Here is a 19324-nt window from a genome sequence, read left to right on the forward strand (position 1 = left end):
CGGCTATCTTGCGGCCGTCACGGGGTCACGATGTGGCGTTGAACGCGTCGTGATAGTGCACGGTGCCCGATGGCGTCGAACCGTCGAACGACACCGTCTGGAAATACTCGGGCGGTACGCCCGGCAAGATCACGCCGGGGTTGGCAGCAAAGCCGAAGCGCCCGTAGTACAGCGGGTCGCCAAGCACGACGCAACCGGCCGCGCCGCGTTGCCGCAATGCGTCGAGTGCCGCGTGCATTAGCTGGCTGCCGACGCCTTGACCTTGCCGGTCAGGTGCCACTGAAATCGGCCCCAGACCGTACCAGCGCGCGCTGCCGTCGGAGATCGTCACCGGCGACACGGCCACGTGCCCCACGATGACGCCGTCGTCCTGCGCGACCAGCGAGACCGACAGTTGCTGCGCGCGACGCAGCGCATTGACGATGAACTGCTCGGTGTGATCGGTATGCGGTGCGTTGAGAAACGCCGCGGTGGTCAGCGCTTCGATAGCCGTCACGTCGGCGGGCGTTTCATTGCGAATATGAAGTGTCATGGGCTGGATTGTAGACGCTCGTCGCTCGCATATCGCCCCGGCGTCGTTCCCATCGCGCGGCGGAACATGTCGATGAATGCGCTGACATTCTCGTAGCCGAGATCGAGGGCGATGGTCGTGACGGACACGCCTGCCGCGAGTTGTTCGAGCGCGCGCAGCAAACGCGCCTGCTGGCGCCACTGCGCGAACGTCATGCCCGTCTGCGTCATGAAATGCCGGCTCAGCGTGCGCGGCGCTACGCCCGCCCACGCCGCCCATTCCTCCAGCCGCCGGGCATCCGACAAGTCGGCCGCCAGCGCATCGGTGATACGCACAAGTCGCGGGTCTTCCGGCAACGGCAGTCCGAGCGAAGCCGGTGGTGCCGCTTTCACCTCGTCGACGATCACTTCGGCGATACGGGTCTGCGCAGCGTCGAGCCCATCGCTCGCTGGCGTGCCGGACCATGTCGCCGCACGCCGTACCGCTTCACGCAGCAGCGCAGACGTGCGGATGGCACGCGGCGCTGGCGGTAATTCACTACAGCGCGCCTCCTGAATGAAAACACTCCATCCCGAGAACGGACCGTAAGAGCGCACCGAGTGCACGTAGTGTGGCGGAATCCAGATCGCATGGATCGCAGGGACGACCCACTGGTGTTTATCGAGCCCCACCGAGACCAGACCGGTCAGCGCGCCCATCAGTTGCCCGTGCGCGTGACGATGCGGCGACTTCTCGCGCGCTTCCGGCTGCGTCAATTCCCCGGCCGCCAGAAATGGCGCGGCGGGTGAAGTCAGCAGACCCGGGCGAACGATGGGGATGGGGGCGGGCTTAGGGGCGGGCTTAGGGGCGGGTATAGACGCAGGCATGGCCGAAACTCCGTATCGAATGACATTTATACCGGAGTCGGGTCGCATCCGCACGCCTAGACTGAGGCCGTTATCCCTATCGTCACTGTGAAGGAACTGCCATGAAAGCCGCTGTCGTCAAAGAAATCGGCCACCCGCCCGTCTACGCGGATTTCGGCGCACCGCAGCCGTTGCCCCACCATCATCTGATCGACGTCAGCGCCGCCGCATTGAGCCGGGTCACGCGCTCGCGCGCCGCCGGGGCGCATTACTCGTCGTCGGGCGGCTATCCGTTCGTGGCTGGCGTCGATGGCACGGGGCGTCTCGAAAACGGCCAGCGGGTGTACTTCTTCGGGCCACCTGCGCCATACGGTGCCATGGCGGAACGCATCCTCGCCCGCGCGTCGCAGTGCATTGCGCTGCCGGACGATCTGGACGACGTCACCGCAGCGGCCATCGCCATTCCCGGCATGTCGTCGTGGGCCGCGCTCACCGAGCGGGCGAAGTTCGTCGCGGGCGAGACGGTGCTGATCAACGGCGCGACAGGCGCGTCGGGGCAGTTGGCGGTGCGCATCGCCAAGTATCTCGGTGCGGGAAAGATCATCGCGACGGGACGCAATCCGGTCGCGTTGGCTGCGCTCAAACAAGCCGGTGCCGATGTCGCGGTTTCACTGGTACAGGACGACGATGCGAAAGACGACGATGGCTTGAGTCATGCGTTTGCACCGCACTTCGCGCAAGGCGTGGATGTCGTGCTCGATTACTTGTGGGGTGCCAGCGCGCGGGCGTTGTTGATCGCCGCCGCTAAACACTCGCCGGAAGGGCAGCCGGTCCGCTTCGTTCAGATCGGGTCGGTCGGTGGCAGCGACGTGGTGTTGCCGGGTGCCGTGCTGCGCGCGAGCGCGATCACGTTGATGGGCAGTGGTATCGGCAGCGTGCCGTTGCCACGGCTGCTGCACGCCGTGAAAGAAGTGCTGCATGCGGCATTGCCCGCCGGATTGCGCATTCCCACGGCGGCGATTCCGTTGGCCGAACTGGGTCAGCATTGGGCGCAGGTCGATAGCCCCGTGCGCACGGTCTTCACACTCGACGCGTCGGCAGGCTGACGTTGCGGTATTCCTACACAAGCGCCGGCGCAGGCAACAACGCATCGAGCCGCGATTGCAGATCCACCGAGCGGAACGCGGTAATGGCCGCATCCAGCAGCGGCGGACGCGGCTGACGCTCACGCAGAATCAAACCGATCTCGCGATGCAGCGCAGGCTGCAATGGCACCGCGTGCAACTCGTCGCGCATCTCCGCCAGACACAACACACTGTGCGGCACGATGCTGTACAACCCGGCGCAACGTACATGGGCATAGAGCGCCATCAGCGAATCTGTTTCGACACGCGGCGACGCCGATGTCCCGGCGCGCGCCAGCGCCGCATCGATGCCCTGACGGCACTGCATATTGCTGGTGAGCAGACAAAGCGGCAGCTTCGCGGCTTCATGCCATGAGAGGGTCGTACGGCCTGCCAGCGCCGTCTCATCGCGCGCGATCAGCACGTAGCGCTCGCGAAACAACGGGATGGTTTCGAACTCGCGCAGTCGCGGATCGTCGAGATAACTGAGTCCGACATCGAGATCGAGCTCGGCGAGCTGGCGCAGCGCCTGCGTCGCCGACAGCGTGTAGACCTCATGGCGCATGCCGGGAAATTCCCGCAAGCACGCATCGGTGAGCAGCGGCACAAGCGGCAACGCCGTGGGAATGGCACCGATACGCAGGCAACCGGCCACCTCGCGACGGCTCGCACTGGCCTCTTGCCGCAACCCTTCACAGTCGGCCAGCACCTGACGCGCCCAAGCCAGCACACGCTCGCCCTCGGGTGTGAAACCTTCGAAGCGGCGGCCACGCCGCACGATGGGCAGGCCGAACTCCTCTTCGATGCTGCGGATCGCGCCCGACAACGTGGGCTGCGACACGTTGCACAACTCGGCCGCGCGACGGAAATGCTGCGCCTGCGAAAGCGCGACGAGATAACTCAACTGCCGGATAAACATGGCTGACGTCCTCCCCCGATGTGGCCGGGGAGGTTCGCTTCATCCCCGCTATATCGTCATGAATATAGCGCATGCCATGACGCGGCAGTCATGAGAATCTGGCATAACTGTTATGGCAATTTCGGCCGGCCGGGCGGCAAGCCCGGTGGCCTGGTCGAGTCCATTACTGGGCCCCGTATTGAGCGCACTGCTGAGCGCACTACTGAGCCCTGTACTGAACCTCTTACTGCGCCGAGGCGGGTGCAGAGCCGGACGGCGTTTGCGGGATGACCGGAACCGACATCGGCGGCGCAACGCCCGAGGTCGCGCCCGGGCCGTCCCACTCGCCCGGTACACCGGGGATCGTCGTGCTGCGCGGTGCGATGGCGGCCGACGCGGCGTCCGGCTGTGCCAGCACCGCCGAGGCCACGGGCACCGGCAGCGGGCCGCTGTCGAGCGCCGTGCTGGCCGCGCCGGGTGCCGATGGGGACGGCGCCGGGGCAGGCGCAGTCTGACGCTTCACCGGTGCTTTCGGCTTAGGCTCCGGCGCAGTTTTCTTCGCGAACAACGCCGTCACCCAGTCACTCGCACGCGTCCACCAGTCGCTGTACCAGTGATGATTGTCCGGCGCTTCGAAGCGGGCGTTCGGATCGATGAGCTTCGCGCGCAGCGCACGCGAGACCACATCGCCCACGATCGGCAGCGCACTGTGCGCGCCCTGCCCCCAGTAGTCGCTGCGCAACGTGATGCGGCTGTCATTGAAGCCCACCCACGCCCCGGCCACCAATTGCGGCTGCATGAGGATGAACCAGCCGTCGGCGTTGTCTTGCGTCGTGCCGGTCTTGCCCGCGACATCCGCGCGAATGCCGAAGCGCGTGCGGATGGCGTTGCCGGTGCCGCGATTGATCACGCCGCGCATGGTGTCGAGCAGCGTGTAGTCGTCAGCTTCGGAGAGCGCGCGTTCGGGACGCGCCGGGGAGAACGTGGCCAGCACGTCGCCCTCGCTGTTGGTGATCTCGGTGACCATGGTCGGTTCGCGATACTCGCCGCCGTCGGCAATCGTGCCGTAGGAGACCACCATCTCCTTGAGCGACACCGGGCTCGTGCCCAGCGCCAGCGACGGCACCGGATCGAGCTTGCTTTCACGCACGCCCATTGCACGGGCCAGCCCGACCACGCGCGACGGCCCGACTTCCTGCATCAATTGCGCCGTCACGGTGTTGCGCGATTGCGCGAGTGCATCGCGCAATGCCATCGGCTTGTTCGTCGGTGCCGTATCGTCGCTCGGCCGCCAGATTTCGCCACCGGCCAGCGGAATTTCCACCGTCTGATCCACGATGGTGTCTTCCGGCTTCGCGCCCTTGATGAACGCCGCACCGTACACAAAAGGCTTGAAGGTCGAGCCCGGTTGACGACGTGCTTGCTGCACGTGGTCGAAAGGATCGATCGTGAAGTCGCGGCTGCCCACCCATGCGCGAATCGAGCCCGAGCGCGGGTCGATGGCGAGGAAGCCTGCCTGCACGCGCGTCTTGGTCGCGCGCAGGTTCTGCATGAAGGTCTTGTCGGCGAGCAGGCGCTTCATGGCGGCTTCGGGCGCTTCACCTCCGGCCACCGCGTTGCGATATTCGGCGGTCTCGCGCACGAACGACTGCACCAGCGCCGTACTGTCACGCCAGCCGCCGCGTGCCGACCAGTTCGCATCCGCGATGCCCTGCAACTGGTTGGCCTGACGCGTCAGCGCCTGCGTGGCCATCGTCTGAAGCCGCGAGTCGATGGTGGTGTGCACCACCAGCCCGTCGGAATAGATGTTGTAGTCGTTGCGATCTGCCCAGCCGATCAGCCACTTGCGCAACTGCTGCGCGAAGTGCGGTGCCGGGCCCGGCTCTTCCGTCTGACGCTCGAAGTTGATGCGCAGCGGGCGCTTCTGCAATGCCGCCAGTTTCGACGCATCGAGATCGCCGTACTTCACCATTTGCGCGAGCACGGTGTTGCGACGTTGCAGCGCGCGCTCGGGATTGATCACCGGGTTGTAATAGCTGTTGCCCTTGAGCATGCCGACGAGCGTGGCCGCTTCGACCACATCCAGTTGGTCGGCCGACTTGTCGAAATACGTGCGCGCCGCCATCTCGATGCCGTACGCGTTGTACAGGAACGGCACGGTATTCAGATACGTCTCGAGAATCTCCGGCTTGGTGTACAGCGCCTCGATCTTGAGCGCGGTGATGGCTTCCTTGAGCTTGCGTGTCAGCGTGGGCGCGCGGCCGATCGCATCCGGATACAGATTACGGGCGAGCTGCTGCGTGATGGTGGAGCCGCCCTGCCGGTCGCCCGAGAACGTATGCAACGCCGCCGACGCCGTACGCTTCAGATCGATACCGTGGTGTTCGTAGAAGCGATGGTCTTCGGTCGAGACCAGCGCCTTGATCACGTTGGGCGATACATCCTTGAGCGCGACCCATTCCCGATTGGACGGCCGGAACTCGGCGAGCAGCTTGCCGTCGGCAGACAACACCTGCGCGGGCTGGTCGACCTTGGCGCGGCGAATGTCGCGGATACCAGGCGTGAACGGAATCAGGATCAGCGTGTAGGCGATGAACAGCGCCGGGACTGCCGCAATGGCGATCAGCACGCCACGGCGCGTGGGGTGGCGCAGGTGGTGCCAAGCGCGGGCAGCGAACGGTTGCAGGCGTTGCAGCAGCGGTTGCAGCAGACGAAGACCATGCCGGCCCGCTTGGGCGATGGCATGCAGCAGCGACGAAATCAGGCGCTTCACGATGGGGGGACGCGTGGCAAAGTCCGCATCCTACCAAAACGGGGAGGACGGCCGGCGTTGGCGGGTTCGAGCGGCGTGCTCGCTCACGAGGCAAAGGGAGACACGCGCGGTGCTCTCGGTGACGGCGATGTTGCGCCCGCGCGACTGAGCGCACACGAATGCGCGACAGTTTGTCGCACTGCCATGAAGGGTTTTCGCGCGCTTGATGCGCATCAAGTTCCCCGCAGAGAGGCGCTTCTACCATCGGTCGTGCTCACTCACGACTTTGGAAATCATCATGAAGCACTCCCTCGGCACCACGGCCATCGCCGCCGCAGTGGTTGCCGGTGCCGCGTTCTTCAGCGCAAGCGCTACAGCACAGGCTACCGACACCACCAGCACCAACAACACCACGAGTGCCGTACAGCCGAAGACGTTCGGTTTCATCAAGGACAGCTCGCAAGGCATCTACGCCGGCGACATCCTCGCGCGTGTTCGCGCCATCGGCATCCTGCCGGATTCGCATGCGAGCGGCAGCGTGCTGCCCACGCTGGGCGTCACGGTGAACAACGCCATCGTGCCGGAGCTCGACTTCACGTACATGATTCTCGACAACGTCGGGGTCGAACTGATTCTCGGCATGTCGCGCCACCAACTCACGTCGAACCTCGGCCATCTGGGCGGCGTGAACGTGCTGCCGCCGACGCTGCTGTTGCAATACCACTTCAACCACGCGGGCAAGGTGCGCCCGTATGTCGGCGCCGGCATCAACTACACGCGCTTCTGGAACAGCAGCCTGAACGCGGGCGGCACGCCGATCTCGATCAAGAACCATAGCGTCGGTCCGGCCCTGCAAGCGGGTGTGGACATTCAGATGACGAAGAACATGTTCTTCAACATCGACATCAAGAAGATCTGGATGAAGACCGATACGTCGCTGGCCGGCACCGATCTCGGCACGCTGCACATCGATCCGCTCATCGTCGGCGTGGGTGTCGGCGTGAAGTTCTGACGCGCTGCCGGACGAACAAGGGACGAACGATGCACGGATAGCAGGACCGATTCCGGTGTAAGGTGCCGCTTCTGCCGGGGGGCAGGCGGCACCTCTTTTTTGGCCGGTATTACCCTGCAACTTCCCGCGCTGTCGGCCCGAGGAATGCGATGCGTCAAATTGTCGCGTCCTCCCTACATGAGAACGCAAAACATTTACGTGCCGCGACGACAGCCCCTACAATGCCTGGTTCCCTGAACGTACACTTTACGTAACTACGTAACTTCGGCCCAGACATGCGTAAGCTCCGCCAGCATCGCGTCGCAATCGGGATCGCCTTACTGGCGATCCTGCTGGCAGCGCTCATGCCGGCGATTGCGCAATGGCGTGCGGCCATGCAGAAAGACCCTTTCGCGGTCTACTGCACGGTACAGGGCACGCAGGCTGCGCTTGGGACAAACAGCACCCCGCGCGCCGACGCACAGCGCGCTGCGGTGCACGATGGCCATTCCGGCCACGACGACGCCCAGGCACCGCCCGCGACGGGCGACGCGACCCAACTTCACAGTGCGCATGACGGCCCGGATCACTCGCTGGCGTCTGCCGAACACTGGGAAAAGTGCGGCTACTGCTCGCTCTGGTCGCACCAGACGCTCGTCACCACCGATTTCATCACCCTCCCCACTGCCGCGCCGACAGGCACCACCGACGCCCCCCGCGTGCTGGTGCCGTTCTATCCGCGCGCCCGTTTCTCCGCAGCTCTGGCGCGTGCGCCACCCTCTCTGACCCTCTGATCACGTCGTATTCCTGCTAACTGGCGAGCTGCCGGCTGGTGGTGATTTTCGACGGACTGCTTCCGCCGTATTGCTGTCGACGTACTGCTGTCGTCACACGTCATGCCCCGGCAACGACGCTCGATCCGTCGCGCCCTTTTCGCTCGTTACGTGAAGGTGCGCAGGATCGTCGTCGCTCGCGCTGCGCTGCTTGCGCGAGCCGCCGGCATTCGTGCGCGACATGCATTACCTGCGCCATTGCACGCGGCAATCTTGATCATTGAGCGACGGCTTACCCGTCGCCAGAGAGACACTCATGCTACGTCCCATCACACAGAAGCCGTTGCAAACGGCCATCGCGCTCGCCCTCGCTTCGCTCGGCGGCAACGCACTCGCCCAGACATCCGGCGCGCCGGTCGCCACGCTGCCGACCACCACGGTCAATGCGCCCGCTGAATCGTTGACGTCCCCCAGCGTTGAAGAGCAGAAGGCCAACCTGTTCCAGACGGCGGGCTCAGTCGCCTTCGTCGACGCCGACGCGTACCAGAACACCTACGCATTCAACCTGCGCGACGTGCTCAAAGACACCCCCGGCGTCTACGTGCAAAGCCGTTACGGGCAGGAACTGCGCCTGTCGATTCGCGGCTCGGGCATCGCGCGCGGCTACCACGTGCGCGGTCTCGACATCCTGCAAGACGGCATCCCCACGAATCTCGCCGACGGCAGCGGCGACTACTACCAGATCGACCCGCTGGGCCTGCGCTCGACTGAAATCTACAAGGGCGGCAACGGCCTCGCCTACGGTGCCACCACACTGGGCGGCGCACTGAACTTCGTCACGCCCACCGCCTACACCGCCGAGGCACCGAACCAGTTCCGCATCGATGGCGGCAGCTTCGGCAATGTGCGCGCCAGCGGCCAGATGTCGCGCATCTTCGGGCCGCTCGATGCGCTCGCGACCATTACCGTCAACCGTGCCGACGGGTATCGCGATCATGACAAGGGCACGTATGCCCAGTTCAACGCCAACATTGGCTACAAGTTCTCGCCGCGCGTTGAAACGCGCTTCTTCTTCGGCGCCTATATCGTCGATCAGAAGCTGCCCGGCACGCTCTCGTTGTTCGACGCACTGAACAACCCGACCAAGGCAGCGGCATCGGCCGTCTCGGGCGATCAGGCCCGCAACACGCGCACCGAGCGGATCGGCAACCTGACGACCATCCGTCTCGACGTCGGCCAGTTGGACATCGCCTCGTGGGTGATTCACAAGAGCCTGTACCACCCGATCTTTCAGGCGCTGGATCAGGACGGCTGGACGTACGGCATCGCACCGCGCTATACCGCCAACCTCACGCTTGCCGGCATGCGCAACGACCTGATCGTCGGCGCCCGCTTCTTCGGCGGCAACACGCAGGCCGATCAGTACGTCAACGTGAACGGCAATCGCGGCGCACAAACGCTCAACTCACGGCAAAGCGCGTACAACTACGAGGCGTACTTCGAAAACCGCCTGTTCTTCCTGCCGACGGTCGGCCTGATGATCGGCGCCAAGGCGTATCGCGATGTGCGTCAATATGTCGACTACGGCGGCCTGCCCGGCGATCCCAACTACCGTTCGACGAGCGCCGCGTACTCGGGCGTGAATCCGAAGATCGGTCTGCTGTGGGAACCGCGCAAGGATGTGCAGGCGTTCATCGACATCACGCGCAGCGCCGACGTGCCCGACTTCACGGACCTGTCGCAGACCTTCGGCGCGACCTCACACTTCGTGCCGCTGGCGGCGCAGCATGCGTGGACAGTTGAAGCCGGTACGCGCGGCAAGCTCGGCGGCGTCGCGTGGGACGTCACGGCCTACCGCTCGCTGGTGCGCGATCAACTGCTGCAATACACGACGTCACCCGACATTCCCGCCTCGACGTTCAACGCGAACAAGACGGTGCTGCAAGGGCTGGAAGTCGGCGCATCGTTCGATCTGTTCAAGGACGTCGTCGCAACCGGCGATCGCATCACGCTGTCGCAGATCTGGAACTACAGCGACTTCCGCTTCCGCAACGATCCGCAGTACGGCAACAATCACATCGCCGGGGTGCCGACCAACGTGTTGCGCACGACGTTGGGCTACGCGCTGACCAATCGATTCCAGATTGCTGCGTCACTCGACTGGGTGCCGACCGGTGCGTGGGTCGATTACGCGAATACGATGCGGGTGCCGGGCTACACGCTGATCGGCTTGCAGGCGTCGTACCTCGTGCAACGCGGCGTCACGTTCTACGTCGATGCCCGCAATCTGACCGACAAGCGCTACGTGTCCGACTTCAGTACCGTGACCGACGCGCGCACGGCCAACACTGCCGTGTTCTACCCGGGGGATGGGCGCAGCGTCTTCGCCGGCGTTCGCTTCACCTTCTGATGCGCTGATGTTCTGACGCCTGGCACCTGCGGCGCGCGCTGAGTCAGAGCATGCGCCGCAGGGTGTTGTCCCGGCGGAAGTAGTGATGCCACAACGCGGCCAGCGCATGCAGGCCGATCACCCAGTAGAACGCCGTGCCGATCGTCTCGTGAATCTCCTTGATCGAGCGGCGCGTCGCCACGTCTTTGTCGATGAATTGCGGCAGTGCGATATCCAGCCCCGGAATCGTCAGCACATGTCCGCCTGCGTTGAGCGTCAGGTATCCCAGAATCGGCTGCGCGAAGATGAACAGGTAGAGCGCAAGATGCACAACGGCCGACCCCGTGCGCACCAGCCAACCCTGATCGGGTAGCGCGGGCGGCGCGCCCTTCACCAGACGCCACAGCAAGCGCGGCACGGCCAGCACCAGCGCCGTCATCCCCGCCCATTCGTGAATCACCATCGACAGCGCCCGGGGCGCACTGCCGCGCGGCAGATAGCCCTTGGCAATCACGGCGGCGTACGCCACCACGATCAGCAAGGCAATCGCCCAGTGAAAAAAGATGGCGGGCGGCGTATAGCGGTCAAACGGCGCGAGCGCTGCGACGGATTGGCGGGACAGATCGGACTTGATCGCCTTGTCCATATTCGGGGGACTCCTTTTCTGACGACGGCAAAAACATTATCACTTCGCACCTGTGACGCGAAAAGGTCTCAATTGTTACTTCAAGTTTCTCCTAAAGATTAAGAATCCTCCTCCTCACCATTGGGTCATCCATGCTGAAAATACGCCTCGCGAGTCGGCAACCGCATTACCCCTGCTGGCGAGCACGCAAGGCACCCGCCGTGCCATCGCACCGAATAACCCTCCTTGGCCGGCTTCCACTCGGCCGGCCTTAAGCCCCGCTTGCGGGGCTTTCTTTTTTGCCGTCTGCCCGATCACAGGCCCCTTCACCGGCCCCCACCTCAGGTCCGACGCACACAGCCAAAGCCACTCCCGAGCCGTCTCGCTGCGTAGCAACATTTGCCGTGCACATCGGTGAGGCAAGCGTATCCCGACGACGCAGCCAAAAGTCTGTGAACTATCCGAGAGAAATCGCGACCGAAGGGAATAGCGGTGTTTTCCGTATCGTGTTTCGGAGTTATCCGAGCAAAACACTCGGACGGCGCCGCAAAGTGTTGCGAGAACCCCTCATTGCGCTGGTCATGCCTCGACATCCGGGTCGATAATGGCCATCAAAACCATGGAGGACACGACATGCGAACGGTCACTTTTCAGAACGGAGAGGCAGTGCCCGTGCTGGGACAGGGCACCTGGATGATGGGAGAGAAACCGGAGCGCCGCCGCGAAGAGATTGCGGCACTGCGTCACGGCGTCTCGCTTGGCATGACGCTGGTCGACACCGCCGAGATGTATGGCGAAGGTGCCACCGAGCGTCTGGTCGGCGAGGCACTCGACGGCCTGCGCGATCAGGTCTTTCTCGTGAGCAAGGTCTATCCGCACAATGGTTCGCGACGCGGCGTAATCGCGGCCTGTGAGCGCAGTCTCGAACGGCTGGGCACGGATCGCCTCGATCTCTACCTGCTGCACTGGCGCGGTACCGTGCCCCTCGAAGAAACGATCGAAGGTTTCGAAGCGTTGCGCGACGCCGGCAAGATTCGGCATTGGGGCGTCAGCAATTTCGACACCGACGACATGGAGGAGTTGTTCGATACGCCGGGCGGCGACGAGTGCGTGACGAATCAGGTGCTGTACAACCTGTCGCGGCGCGTGCCGGAATACGACCTGATTCCGTGGCTTGCCGAGCGCGAGTTGCCGGTGATGGCGTACTCCCCCATCGAACAGGGACGCCTGCCGACCAGCGGCATACTCGGTGACATTGCGCGCGCGCACAACGTGGCACCGCTTCAGGTCGCGTTGGCGTGGGTGTTGCATCGACCGGGGGTCATCGCCATTCCCAAGGCGAGTTCCGAAGCCCACGTCGGCGCGAATCGCGCTGCCCACGATCTCGTACTGAGTCCCGAAGAACTCTCGGCGCTCAACCATCATTTCGAAGCGCCATCGCGCAAGCGGGCACTGGAGATGATCTGAAGGATCGACCTCGGCGTCCGGCCACGCAGGTGTGCGCCGGGCGCTATTTTTGACGGCCGTCGGACACGCGTATCCGACGCAGTACACTAGCCGCTTTCGTGCTTTCGCAGGACTGCTTCATGAATGATTCGCGTCCGGTTGTCGTCATCGGCGGCGGCCTGGTCGGCGTGTGCACCGCCGCCTATCTCCAGCGAGCGGGCCTCCCCGTCGTGATTGTCGATCGACAATCGGCACGTCAGGCAGCGTCGCTCGGCAATGCGGGCTGCATCAACGGTTCCTCCGTCGTCCCCATCGCCATGCCCGGTGTGCTCTGGCAGGTGCCCGGCTGGTTGCTGCAACCGGATGGCCCGCTGGTGCTGCGCTGGTCGTACTTGCCGCGCATGGTCCCCTGGTTGATGCGATTCGTGGCGGCCAGCCAACCCGCCCGGGTGGCAGCGCAAGCGCGCGCATTGCGTGCGCTGCTCGGTCCAGCGCTCGACGCCTATCAGCCCTTGCTCGACGACGCCAACGCGAACGATCTCGTCACGCGACGCGGGTATCTCATCGCTTACTCCAGTGAAAGCGGCATGCAAGGCGACGAGGGTGGCATGGCGTTGCGCCGCGAAAATGGCGTACAAATCGAGTCACTGAACGCCGCTGCATTACGCGAGTTCGAACCCACGTTATCGAATGACTTCGTAGGGGCCCGCTACATCAGCGAGACGGGCCACACGTCGGACCCGGGGGCGTTGCTCGCCCGTCTGACGGCGCAAGTCGTCGCACGCGGCGGACGCATCGTCGACTCGGCGGCCAAGGCCATCGAGACCAACGGTTCACAAGTCGTTGCCGTTCACACCGAAGCGGGCCGCGAACAAGCACGCGCGGTGGTTGTGGCAGCGGGTGCTTGGTCCGCGCCCTTCGTCCGGCAGTTGGGCGACGGCATCGTGTTCGACACCGAGCGCGGCTATCACGTGGAGATACCGGCGCCGGTAGAAATGCCGTCGCGTCCGGTGATGTGGGCAGAGGGAAAACTGTTTGCCACGCCGATGAATGGCCGCCTGCGCGGTGCCGGCACGGTCGAACTGGCTGGCCTGCAAGCGCCGGCGAACTGGCGTCGCGCCGACTTGCTACTGCGCCAGTTGCACAAGATGTTTCCGGAGGCTGTGGCTGGCGAAAAGTCGACGCAATCGGTCGACGGTGCGCGGTGGCAAGGTTTCCGGCCCAGCACGCCGGACTCATTGCCGGTGCTGGGTGCCGCATCGAAAGTACCGAACGCCTTCTACGCGTTCGGCCACGGCCACGTCGGTCTGACGGCCGCCGCGTCGACCGGACGCGCCGTCGCTGCGCTGGTGGCCGGCGAGCGTCCGTTGCTGGACCTCTCGCCGTTCTCGATCGGGCGCTTCCGCTGATCGATTCGCGAGGATCGGCGGCGGCCGATCCTCGTTGCGCGCACAGGCGACGTCACGCGTAACGCTGACGCCATCGTCCGCATCGCACCTCTCCCGTCATCAATCCTTCCAGACCGACGCCACGATGTCGCACGACCGCAGGCGCAACGCCGGATCGTAGATATCGGTCACGAGCATGAGTTCGTCGGCCTGCGTGCGCTCGACAAGCTCCGAGAGCCCGGCCTTCACTCGCTCGGGGCCACCCACCACCGACACGCCGAGGAATGCCTCGACCGAGTGCTGCTCGGCGGGGTCCCAACGTTGATCCATATCGTTGACCGGCGGTTGCAGCTTCAGGCTCTGCCCTCGCATGAGCGCCAGAATCTTCTGCTGCGAAGACGTCGCAAGGAACGCCGCCTCCTCATCCGTCGGGGCCGCTATCACCGGTGCCCCGATCATCACGTAAGGCTTGTCGAGCACCGCAGACGGACGGAACAACTCGCGATACAGGCGCAGCGCGTCAAAGAGGAAGCGCGGCGCAAAGTGCGAGGCAAACGCATACGGCAGCCCCAGATGCGCCGCGAGTTGCGCCGAGAACAATGACGAGCCCAGCAGCCACACGGGAATATCGCTGCCGGCACCGGGGGTCGCCACGAGCCGCTGCCCCGGTTGTGCGGGCGCGAGCAATGCACGCAGCTCGGCCACCTGTTCCGGGAAATCGTCGCCATTGGACAAGCGGTCGCGACGCAACGCGCGCATGGTGGCCTGATCGGCACCGGGCGCACGTCCCAGTCCGAGATCGATACGTCCGGGGTACAGGGCCGCAAGCGTGCCGAAATTCTCTGCGACGACCATCGGCGGGTGGTTCGGCAGCATGATGCCGCCCGAGCCCACGCGAATGCGCGACGTCTTGCCCGCGACATGGCCGATCAGCAATGCGGTCGCCGAGCTGGCGATGCCGTCCATGTTGTGATGCTCGGCCAGCCAGAACCGGTTGAATCCCAGCCGCTCGACATGCTGTGCCAGTTCGGCGGATTGCTTGAGGGCTTCGGCCACCGTGCCACCGGCGCGCACCGGCACCAGATCGAGGATCGAAAGGGCCGTTTTCGACAAACTGCTCATGAGGGTCTCCATTCACGTGACGTGTCGGATAAGCGCAAGCGGCCAGCCTTCCAGCCATAGGCCCGGCGCTTTGCAATGGGTGACACGCACTATCGGCTCAAAGTATAGTGACGAAGGGCCGAAATCCCCAGTAGGCACCTTTCAGTTGAATAGTCACCATTTGGTTACCATGGGCAAGTCCGAACCCTTCGTTTTTGAAGAAACCTGCGTGCCGCGCCGCGTGCTGGAGCTGTTCAGCGTCAAGTGGACGAGCATGGTCCTGTACGCGTTGCAGTGCGGCACGACGCGCACCGGCGAGTTGCAGCGCCGCCTGCCGGGTATCTCGAAGAAGATGCTCACGCAGACCTTGCGCGAGCTTGAGCGTGACGGGCTGATCCATCGCGAGGTCTATGCCGTCGTGCCGCCGAAGGTCGAATACTCGCTCACGCCGCTGGGCGAGTTGTTCATCGAACCCATCGAAATGCTCTACCGCTGGGGCAATCAGCACGCCGACGTGCTGGCCCAACTCAGCCTGCGCCGCGGCAAACCGCCTCAGATCGACGAGGCTTAACCGCCCGCGTCCAACCTTCCCAACGTGTCCACCCGTAAGGTTGCCGATTTCACGGTTATCTGAGACAGTGGCTTTGTTGCACCGCAAACAACGTAGCGTCTGCAACCGTACTCTCGTTCCGACCCACGCGGCCAGCGCCCGTCAGCGCGGCGCCGCATCGCCGAGGGATCATGCCGCGCGCTCCACGAGACAGTACCCCGCGTCACCCAAGTACCACCTCACCACTTCCCATTGACCTCGCGCTGCAAGGCGGGGGCGCCCACGGTGCGTTCACCTGGGGTGTGCTCGACCGTTTGCTCGAAGCAACCACCCACACGGCATCGCTGCGTATTGAAGGCATCTCCGGCACATCCGCCGGCGCGATGAATGCCGCCGTACTCGCGACCGGTTTCGCACGCGGCGGCCCCGATGCCGCACGCGGCGCCCTTGAGCAATTCTGGCGAGACGTTTCGCACGCCGGCCGCTTCAGTCCACTGCGCCGCACACCGCTCGACGTCGTGCTCGGGCGCTGGTCGCTCGACAACTCCCCGTTCTTCGTCCTCTTCGATCTCGCCGCACGTGTGGTGTCGCCCTACGATCTCGCGCCGCTGGAATACAACCCGCTGCGCAGCCTGCTAGCCGACCACATCGATTTCGACGCCATCGCCACTTGCCCGATCCAGCTGTTCATCACCGCCACCAACGTGCGCACCGGGCGAGGACGTGTCTTTCGCAATGCCGAAATCACGTCGGATGTGCTGCTCGCCACCGCGTGTCTGCCGATGCTCTACCGCGCCATCGAAATCGACGGTGAAGCCTATTGGGACGGTGGCTACGCGGGCAATCCGACGATCACCCCGCTCGTTCGCGAAACCGTCTCGCGCGACACGATTCTCGTGCAGGTCAACCCGGTCGAGCGCGCAGAAGTCCCACGCTCCGCGCGCGAGATTCTCAACCGGGTGAACGAAGTCTCATTCAACGCCACGTTGCTCAAGGAACTGCGCATGATCGCGGTGCTGCGCCAAGTGGTCGATGCCGGTACGGCAGAGGGCCGCCGCTGGGCGCAAATGCGCATGCATCGCATTGCGAGCGACATGATGACCTCGCTCGGCTACTCGTCGAAACTCTCCGCCGAGTGGGACTTTCTGGTGATGCTGCGCGACGAGGGACGCCGTTGTGCCGAGACCTTCCTCCAACAACACGGCACGGATCTGGGCGAACGCTCGTCGCTGGATCTGGACGCGCTCATGGAGTCAATCTGAATGGAGCTTGCCGGCATTCTCATTGGTCTGTTGCTGCTGGTCTGGCTGGCCTATCGCGGTTGGAGCGTGTTGCTGCTGGCCCCCGCCGCCGCCATGCTCGCTGCGGCGCTCTCGGGCGAACCCGTGCTCGCGCACTGGACCCAGACGTTCATGCAGAACGCGGCACGCTTCGTCGCGCAGTTCTTCCCGCTGTTCCTGCTGGGCGCGCTCTTCGGCAAGCTGATGGAAGACAGCGGCGCGGTACGCGCCATCGCTGCCTTTCTCACCGACAAGCTCGGTGCACGTCGTGCCATGCTGGCCGTTGTGCTGGGCGGCGCGCTGGTGACCTACGGCGGCGTGAGCCTGTTCGTAGCGTTCTTCGTGCTGGCACCGATGGCACATGCGCTATTTCGTGAGGCAAACATCCCCGTACGTCTGATGCCTGCCGCGATTGCGCTGGGCACCTCCACGTTCACGATGTCGGCCATGCCGGGCACGCCCGCCATCCAGAATGCGATCCCGATGCCCTTCTTCGGCACCACCCCATTTGCCGCGCCGGGGCTGGGACTGATGGCGTCCGCCATCATGCTGGCCGTCGGTCTGTGGTGGCTGACATGGCGCGAGGCACAGGCTCGCCGTGCAGGCCATGGCTATGCCGATAACGAAGTGTGGGACAAGCGTGCCGACCCTACTGTCGTGCGCGAGCGTGCTAGCGTTGCCCGTGAGTTCGACCCGGCAGAAATCGAACAGGGACATCGCAACGAAGCGCTGCCGGGCATCCTCACTGCCGCATTGCCCCTCGTCGTCGTAATCGCCGGCAACTTCGTGATGAACGTGCTGGTGTTCCCGCGCCTCGATGCGAGCTATCTCGCCGAACCCCGCTGGGGCGGCATTACGCTACAGAGCGTCGCGGGGGTCTGGGGTGTTTGCGTCGCACTCGCGAGTGCAATTCTCGTGTTGATCGCGTTGCAGTGGCGACGCCTTCCCGCACTTCGCAAAACCATGGACGCGGGCGCCAACGCGTCGGTGCTGCCGATCATGTGTACGGCAAGCCTCGTCGGCTATGGTGGCGTAATCGCCGCGATGCCCGGCTTCGAACTCGTGCGCGACTGGGTGTTGTCGATCGACGGCGGCCCGCTCGTCTCACTCGCGCTTTCGGCCAATCTGCTGGCGGCCATCACGGGCTCGGCCTCCGGTGGTTTGACGATTGCCCTCGACGCCCTCGGCCCCGCGTATGTGAGCCTTGCCGCACAGCACGGCATCGATCCAGCGCTGATGCACCGCGTGGCAGTCATGGCATCGGGCACGCTCGACAGCCTGCCGCACAACGGTGCCGTGGTCACGCTGCTGGCCGTATGCGGCAGCACGCACCGCGACAGCTATCTCGACATCGTCATGACCAGCATCGTGAGCGCGCTGATCGCGTTGGTCGCCGTGATCGTCGTCGGCTCACTGGCCGGGTCGTTCTGACGGGTTCTGCTGTCACTTCGTCCGCCGTCAAACGACAAAGGGGCCGGCAAATTTGCCGGCCCCTCGTCACATCCGATCGTCAGACAATCGGCGGTGCATCACACGTCGTGTTCGCTCAGCGATCCAGCAAGCGGCCGAGTCGCATCATCGTGACGTTCACGCCAAGGTGGCGCATCGACGGCTGCACGATCACGCAGTTGTCGTAAGGCGTGACGATGACCTCGTCGCCATCGCGGGCGATTTCCGTCCCGGCCTTCTCGATCACTTCCAGCCCCGTGAACGGCTGCGAAAAACGGAAGTCCATCGAACGTGCCACGACCGGCTGCGTGATCTCGACAAACTTCTGCTTGGCCGGCTTGGTCTGCGTGAGAAATTCGGCAACGTCGGCTTCCGCCACCACACCCGCGTGCAGCAGGAAACGCACTGCCGAATCCAGCGCCACATCGCGCGCGCTCTTGGCGAAGTGCTGGCCCGTCTCGATGAGCAGCGCGTTCTTCGGGCTGGCCGTGTCGCCAAAGCCGCCGTAGTCACGCATGCGCGTGCCGTTGGCGTGGCCCTTGTCGATGATCACGTGCTCCGGCGTGCCCAGCTCTGCTGCCAGCGCAATCGCCTTCTCCAGCGGGCCGGTCATCATCAGCGGTGCCGAGGCTTCGTGCATCGAGTGGATGTCGAGCAGCAGATCGACCGTGTCGATAAACGGACGCATGGCGCGGGCACGCGTGAGTTCGCGGCTCTGACGCTCACCGTCGAGTGCCGAGGGCGTCCAGACACGGTTCATGTCTTCATCGAGAAAACGCGTCGCGTCGGCGTTCTCTGCGCTGAACTGTTCGTAGGCGTCGATATTGCCGAAGCCCAGCGACAGGCGGCCCGTGACCGGACGCAAGCCCGATGCGAGCAACGTATCGACGGCAATGGCGCCGCTCACTTCGTTGCCGTGCGTGAGCGCGAGAATCATCACGTGCTTGCCGGGCTTGCCGCTATCGAACGTATGCAGATAGTCGATGCCGGTGTTGCCTTCGCGCCAGCGGGTAATGTCGGGGAACGAGACTTCGATGGGGTACGCCGGCAGGGCGGCGCGGATCGCTTCGAGCGTGGTCATGAAAAGACTCCACAGGGGATGCCGAAAAAGACCGACGACGCTGCCACAGGGGAGGCGGCAGGCGTCGTCGTTGCGGCAAAAATCAGTACAAGAAACTCAGTACGACAAACTCAGTGCAACC

Annotated in this window: 17 protein-coding genes; 9 read left to right on the forward strand and 8 right to left on the reverse strand. The window is 64.3% G+C overall.

The window, feature by feature from the left end; all coding sequences use genetic code 11:
* Positions 1-25 precede the first annotated feature (25 nt).
* Entirely contained in the window at positions 26-532 is a 507-nt protein-coding gene (locus CDV46_RS16950; protein ID WP_087723774.1) for a GNAT family N-acetyltransferase, read from the reverse strand.
* Entirely contained in the window at positions 529-1377 is an 849-nt protein-coding gene (locus CDV46_RS16955) for an AraC family transcriptional regulator (RefSeq protein WP_087723776.1), read from the reverse strand. Before CDV46_RS16955 ends, CDV46_RS16950 begins: the two co-directional genes overlap by 4 nt.
* 101 nt (positions 1378-1478) lie before the next feature.
* Between CDV46_RS16955 and CDV46_RS16960 the strand changes: the two genes are divergently transcribed.
* On the forward strand, positions 1479-2462 hold the full coding sequence (locus CDV46_RS16960) for a quinone oxidoreductase family protein (protein ID WP_087723778.1): 984 nt from the start codon (positions 1479-1481) through the stop codon (positions 2460-2462).
* A 13-nt stretch (positions 2463-2475) separates the two neighbouring features.
* Here the strand turns inward: CDV46_RS16960 and CDV46_RS16965 are convergent, their stop codons facing one another.
* Both CDV46_RS16965 and CDV46_RS16970 read right to left on the reverse strand, forming a co-directional pair.
* Complete coding sequence (locus tag CDV46_RS16965) at positions 2476-3399, reverse strand: LysR family transcriptional regulator (protein ID WP_058377310.1); 924 nt, start codon at positions 3397-3399, stop codon at positions 2476-2478.
* A 223-nt stretch (positions 3400-3622) separates the two neighbouring features.
* Positions 3623-6154 (reverse strand): penicillin-binding protein 1A, encoded by a 2532-nt coding sequence (locus CDV46_RS16970; protein WP_441339341.1) that lies wholly within the window; start codon positions 6152-6154, stop codon positions 3623-3625.
* 274 nt (positions 6155-6428) lie between these two features.
* Between CDV46_RS16970 and CDV46_RS16975 the strand changes: the two genes are divergently transcribed.
* Positions 6429-7142 (forward strand): OmpW/AlkL family protein, encoded by a 714-nt coding sequence (locus tag CDV46_RS16975; RefSeq protein ID WP_087723780.1) that lies wholly within the window; start codon positions 6429-6431, stop codon positions 7140-7142.
* A gap of 275 nt (positions 7143-7417) precedes the next feature.
* Complete coding sequence (locus CDV46_RS16980; protein ID WP_087723782.1) at positions 7418-7915, forward strand: DUF2946 family protein; 498 nt, start codon at positions 7418-7420, stop codon at positions 7913-7915.
* Between the two features lie 93 nt (positions 7916-8008).
* Here the strand turns inward: CDV46_RS16980 and CDV46_RS27435 are convergent, their stop codons facing one another.
* Entirely contained in the window at positions 8009-8137 is a 129-nt protein-coding gene (locus tag CDV46_RS27435; RefSeq protein ID WP_254916097.1) for a hypothetical protein, read from the reverse strand.
* Between the two features lie 73 nt (positions 8138-8210).
* Here CDV46_RS27435 and CDV46_RS16985 point away from each other — a divergent pair, with 73 nt between their 5' ends.
* Complete coding sequence (locus CDV46_RS16985) at positions 8211-10304, forward strand: TonB-dependent receptor family protein (RefSeq protein WP_087723784.1); 2094 nt, start codon at positions 8211-8213, stop codon at positions 10302-10304.
* Positions 10305-10347: 43 nt separating this feature from the next.
* Here CDV46_RS16985 and CDV46_RS16990 read toward each other — a convergent pair whose 3' ends face one another.
* On the reverse strand, positions 10348-10929 hold the full coding sequence (locus tag CDV46_RS16990) for a cytochrome b (RefSeq protein WP_087723786.1): 582 nt from the start codon (positions 10927-10929) through the stop codon (positions 10348-10350).
* A 612-nt stretch (positions 10930-11541) separates the two neighbouring features.
* Here CDV46_RS16990 and CDV46_RS16995 point away from each other — a divergent pair.
* Positions 11542-12375: an aldo/keto reductase gene (locus tag CDV46_RS16995; protein WP_087689598.1), complete on the forward strand. Its 834-nt coding sequence runs from the start codon at positions 11542-11544 to the stop codon at positions 12373-12375.
* A gap of 119 nt (positions 12376-12494) precedes the next feature.
* The gene (locus CDV46_RS17000; RefSeq protein WP_087723788.1) at positions 12495-13763 is read left to right on the forward strand and encodes an NAD(P)/FAD-dependent oxidoreductase; all 1269 of its coding nucleotides are present in this window, start codon (positions 12495-12497) and stop codon (positions 13761-13763) included.
* Between the two features lie 99 nt (positions 13764-13862).
* Here the strand turns inward: CDV46_RS17000 and CDV46_RS17005 are convergent, their stop codons facing one another.
* The gene (locus CDV46_RS17005; RefSeq protein ID WP_058377303.1) at positions 13863-14864 is read right to left on the reverse strand and encodes an LLM class flavin-dependent oxidoreductase; all 1002 of its coding nucleotides are present in this window, start codon (positions 14862-14864) and stop codon (positions 13863-13865) included.
* 169 nt (positions 14865-15033) lie between these two features.
* Here CDV46_RS17005 and CDV46_RS17010 point away from each other — a divergent pair, with 169 nt between their 5' ends.
* The 3 genes from CDV46_RS17010 to CDV46_RS17020 all read left to right on the forward strand — a co-directional run bounded on the left by CDV46_RS17010 (position 15034) and on the right by CDV46_RS17020 (position 18104).
* Positions 15034-15414: a winged helix-turn-helix transcriptional regulator gene (locus CDV46_RS17010; RefSeq protein WP_058377302.1), complete on the forward strand. Its 381-nt coding sequence runs from the start codon at positions 15034-15036 to the stop codon at positions 15412-15414.
* Positions 15415-15584: 170 nt separating this feature from the next.
* Positions 15585-16655 (forward strand): patatin-like phospholipase family protein, encoded by a 1071-nt coding sequence (locus tag CDV46_RS17015; protein ID WP_087723790.1) that lies wholly within the window; start codon positions 15585-15587, stop codon positions 16653-16655.
* A complete protein-coding gene (locus CDV46_RS17020; protein ID WP_087689604.1) occupies positions 16656-18104 on the forward strand; it encodes a GntP family permease in 1449 nt (482 codons plus the stop codon).
* Positions 18105-18219: 115 nt separating this feature from the next.
* Here the strand turns inward: CDV46_RS17020 and CDV46_RS17025 are convergent, their stop codons facing one another.
* On the reverse strand, positions 18220-19203 hold the full coding sequence (locus CDV46_RS17025; protein ID WP_058377299.1) for a M14 family metallopeptidase: 984 nt from the start codon (positions 19201-19203) through the stop codon (positions 18220-18222).
* Positions 19204-19324 lie beyond the last annotated feature (121 nt).

It is taken from the genome of Pandoraea sp. PE-S2T-3, from assembly GCF_002179965.1.
In the GTDB taxonomy this organism is placed as follows: domain Bacteria; phylum Pseudomonadota; class Gammaproteobacteria; order Burkholderiales; family Burkholderiaceae; genus Pandoraea.

Bases quoted from the DNA above. Each gene is read 5' to 3' on its own strand.
- CDV46_RS17020 (WP_087689604.1), top strand. From the start codon at position 16,656: ATGGAGCTTGCCGGCATTCTCATTGGTCTGTTGCTGCTGGTCTGGCTG.
- CDV46_RS16985 (WP_087723784.1), top strand. From the start codon at position 8,211: ATGCTACGTCCCATCACACAGAAGCCGTTGCAAACGGCCATCGCGCTC.
- CDV46_RS16955 (WP_087723776.1), bottom strand. From the start codon at position 1,377: ATGCCTGCGTCTATACCCGCCCCTAAGCCCGCCCCTAAGCCCGCCCCC.
- CDV46_RS17015 (WP_087723790.1), top strand. From the start codon at position 15,585: ATGCCGCGCGCTCCACGAGACAGTACCCCGCGTCACCCAAGTACCACC.
- CDV46_RS16965 (WP_058377310.1), bottom strand. From the start codon at position 3,399: ATGTTTATCCGGCAGTTGAGTTATCTCGTCGCGCTTTCGCAGGCGCAG.
- CDV46_RS17010 (WP_058377302.1), top strand. From the start codon at position 15,034: ATGGGCAAGTCCGAACCCTTCGTTTTTGAAGAAACCTGCGTGCCGCGC.
- CDV46_RS16990 (WP_087723786.1), bottom strand. From the start codon at position 10,929: ATGGACAAGGCGATCAAGTCCGATCTGTCCCGCCAATCCGTCGCAGCG.
- CDV46_RS16995 (WP_087689598.1), top strand. From the start codon at position 11,542: ATGCGAACGGTCACTTTTCAGAACGGAGAGGCAGTGCCCGTGCTGGGA.
- CDV46_RS17005 (WP_058377303.1), bottom strand. From the start codon at position 14,864: ATGAGCAGTTTGTCGAAAACGGCCCTTTCGATCCTCGATCTGGTGCCG.
- CDV46_RS16950 (WP_087723774.1), bottom strand. From the start codon at position 532: ATGACACTTCATATTCGCAATGAAACGCCCGCCGACGTGACGGCTATC.
- CDV46_RS16980 (WP_087723782.1), top strand. From the start codon at position 7,418: ATGCGTAAGCTCCGCCAGCATCGCGTCGCAATCGGGATCGCCTTACTG.
- CDV46_RS16975 (WP_087723780.1), top strand. From the start codon at position 6,429: ATGAAGCACTCCCTCGGCACCACGGCCATCGCCGCCGCAGTGGTTGCC.
- CDV46_RS16960 (WP_087723778.1), top strand. From the start codon at position 1,479: ATGAAAGCCGCTGTCGTCAAAGAAATCGGCCACCCGCCCGTCTACGCG.
- CDV46_RS17000 (WP_087723788.1), top strand. From the start codon at position 12,495: ATGAATGATTCGCGTCCGGTTGTCGTCATCGGCGGCGGCCTGGTCGGC.
- CDV46_RS27435 (WP_254916097.1), bottom strand. From the start codon at position 8,137: ATGTCGCGCACGAATGCCGGCGGCTCGCGCAAGCAGCGCAGCGCGAGC.
- CDV46_RS17025 (WP_058377299.1), bottom strand. From the start codon at position 19,203: ATGACCACGCTCGAAGCGATCCGCGCCGCCCTGCCGGCGTACCCCATC.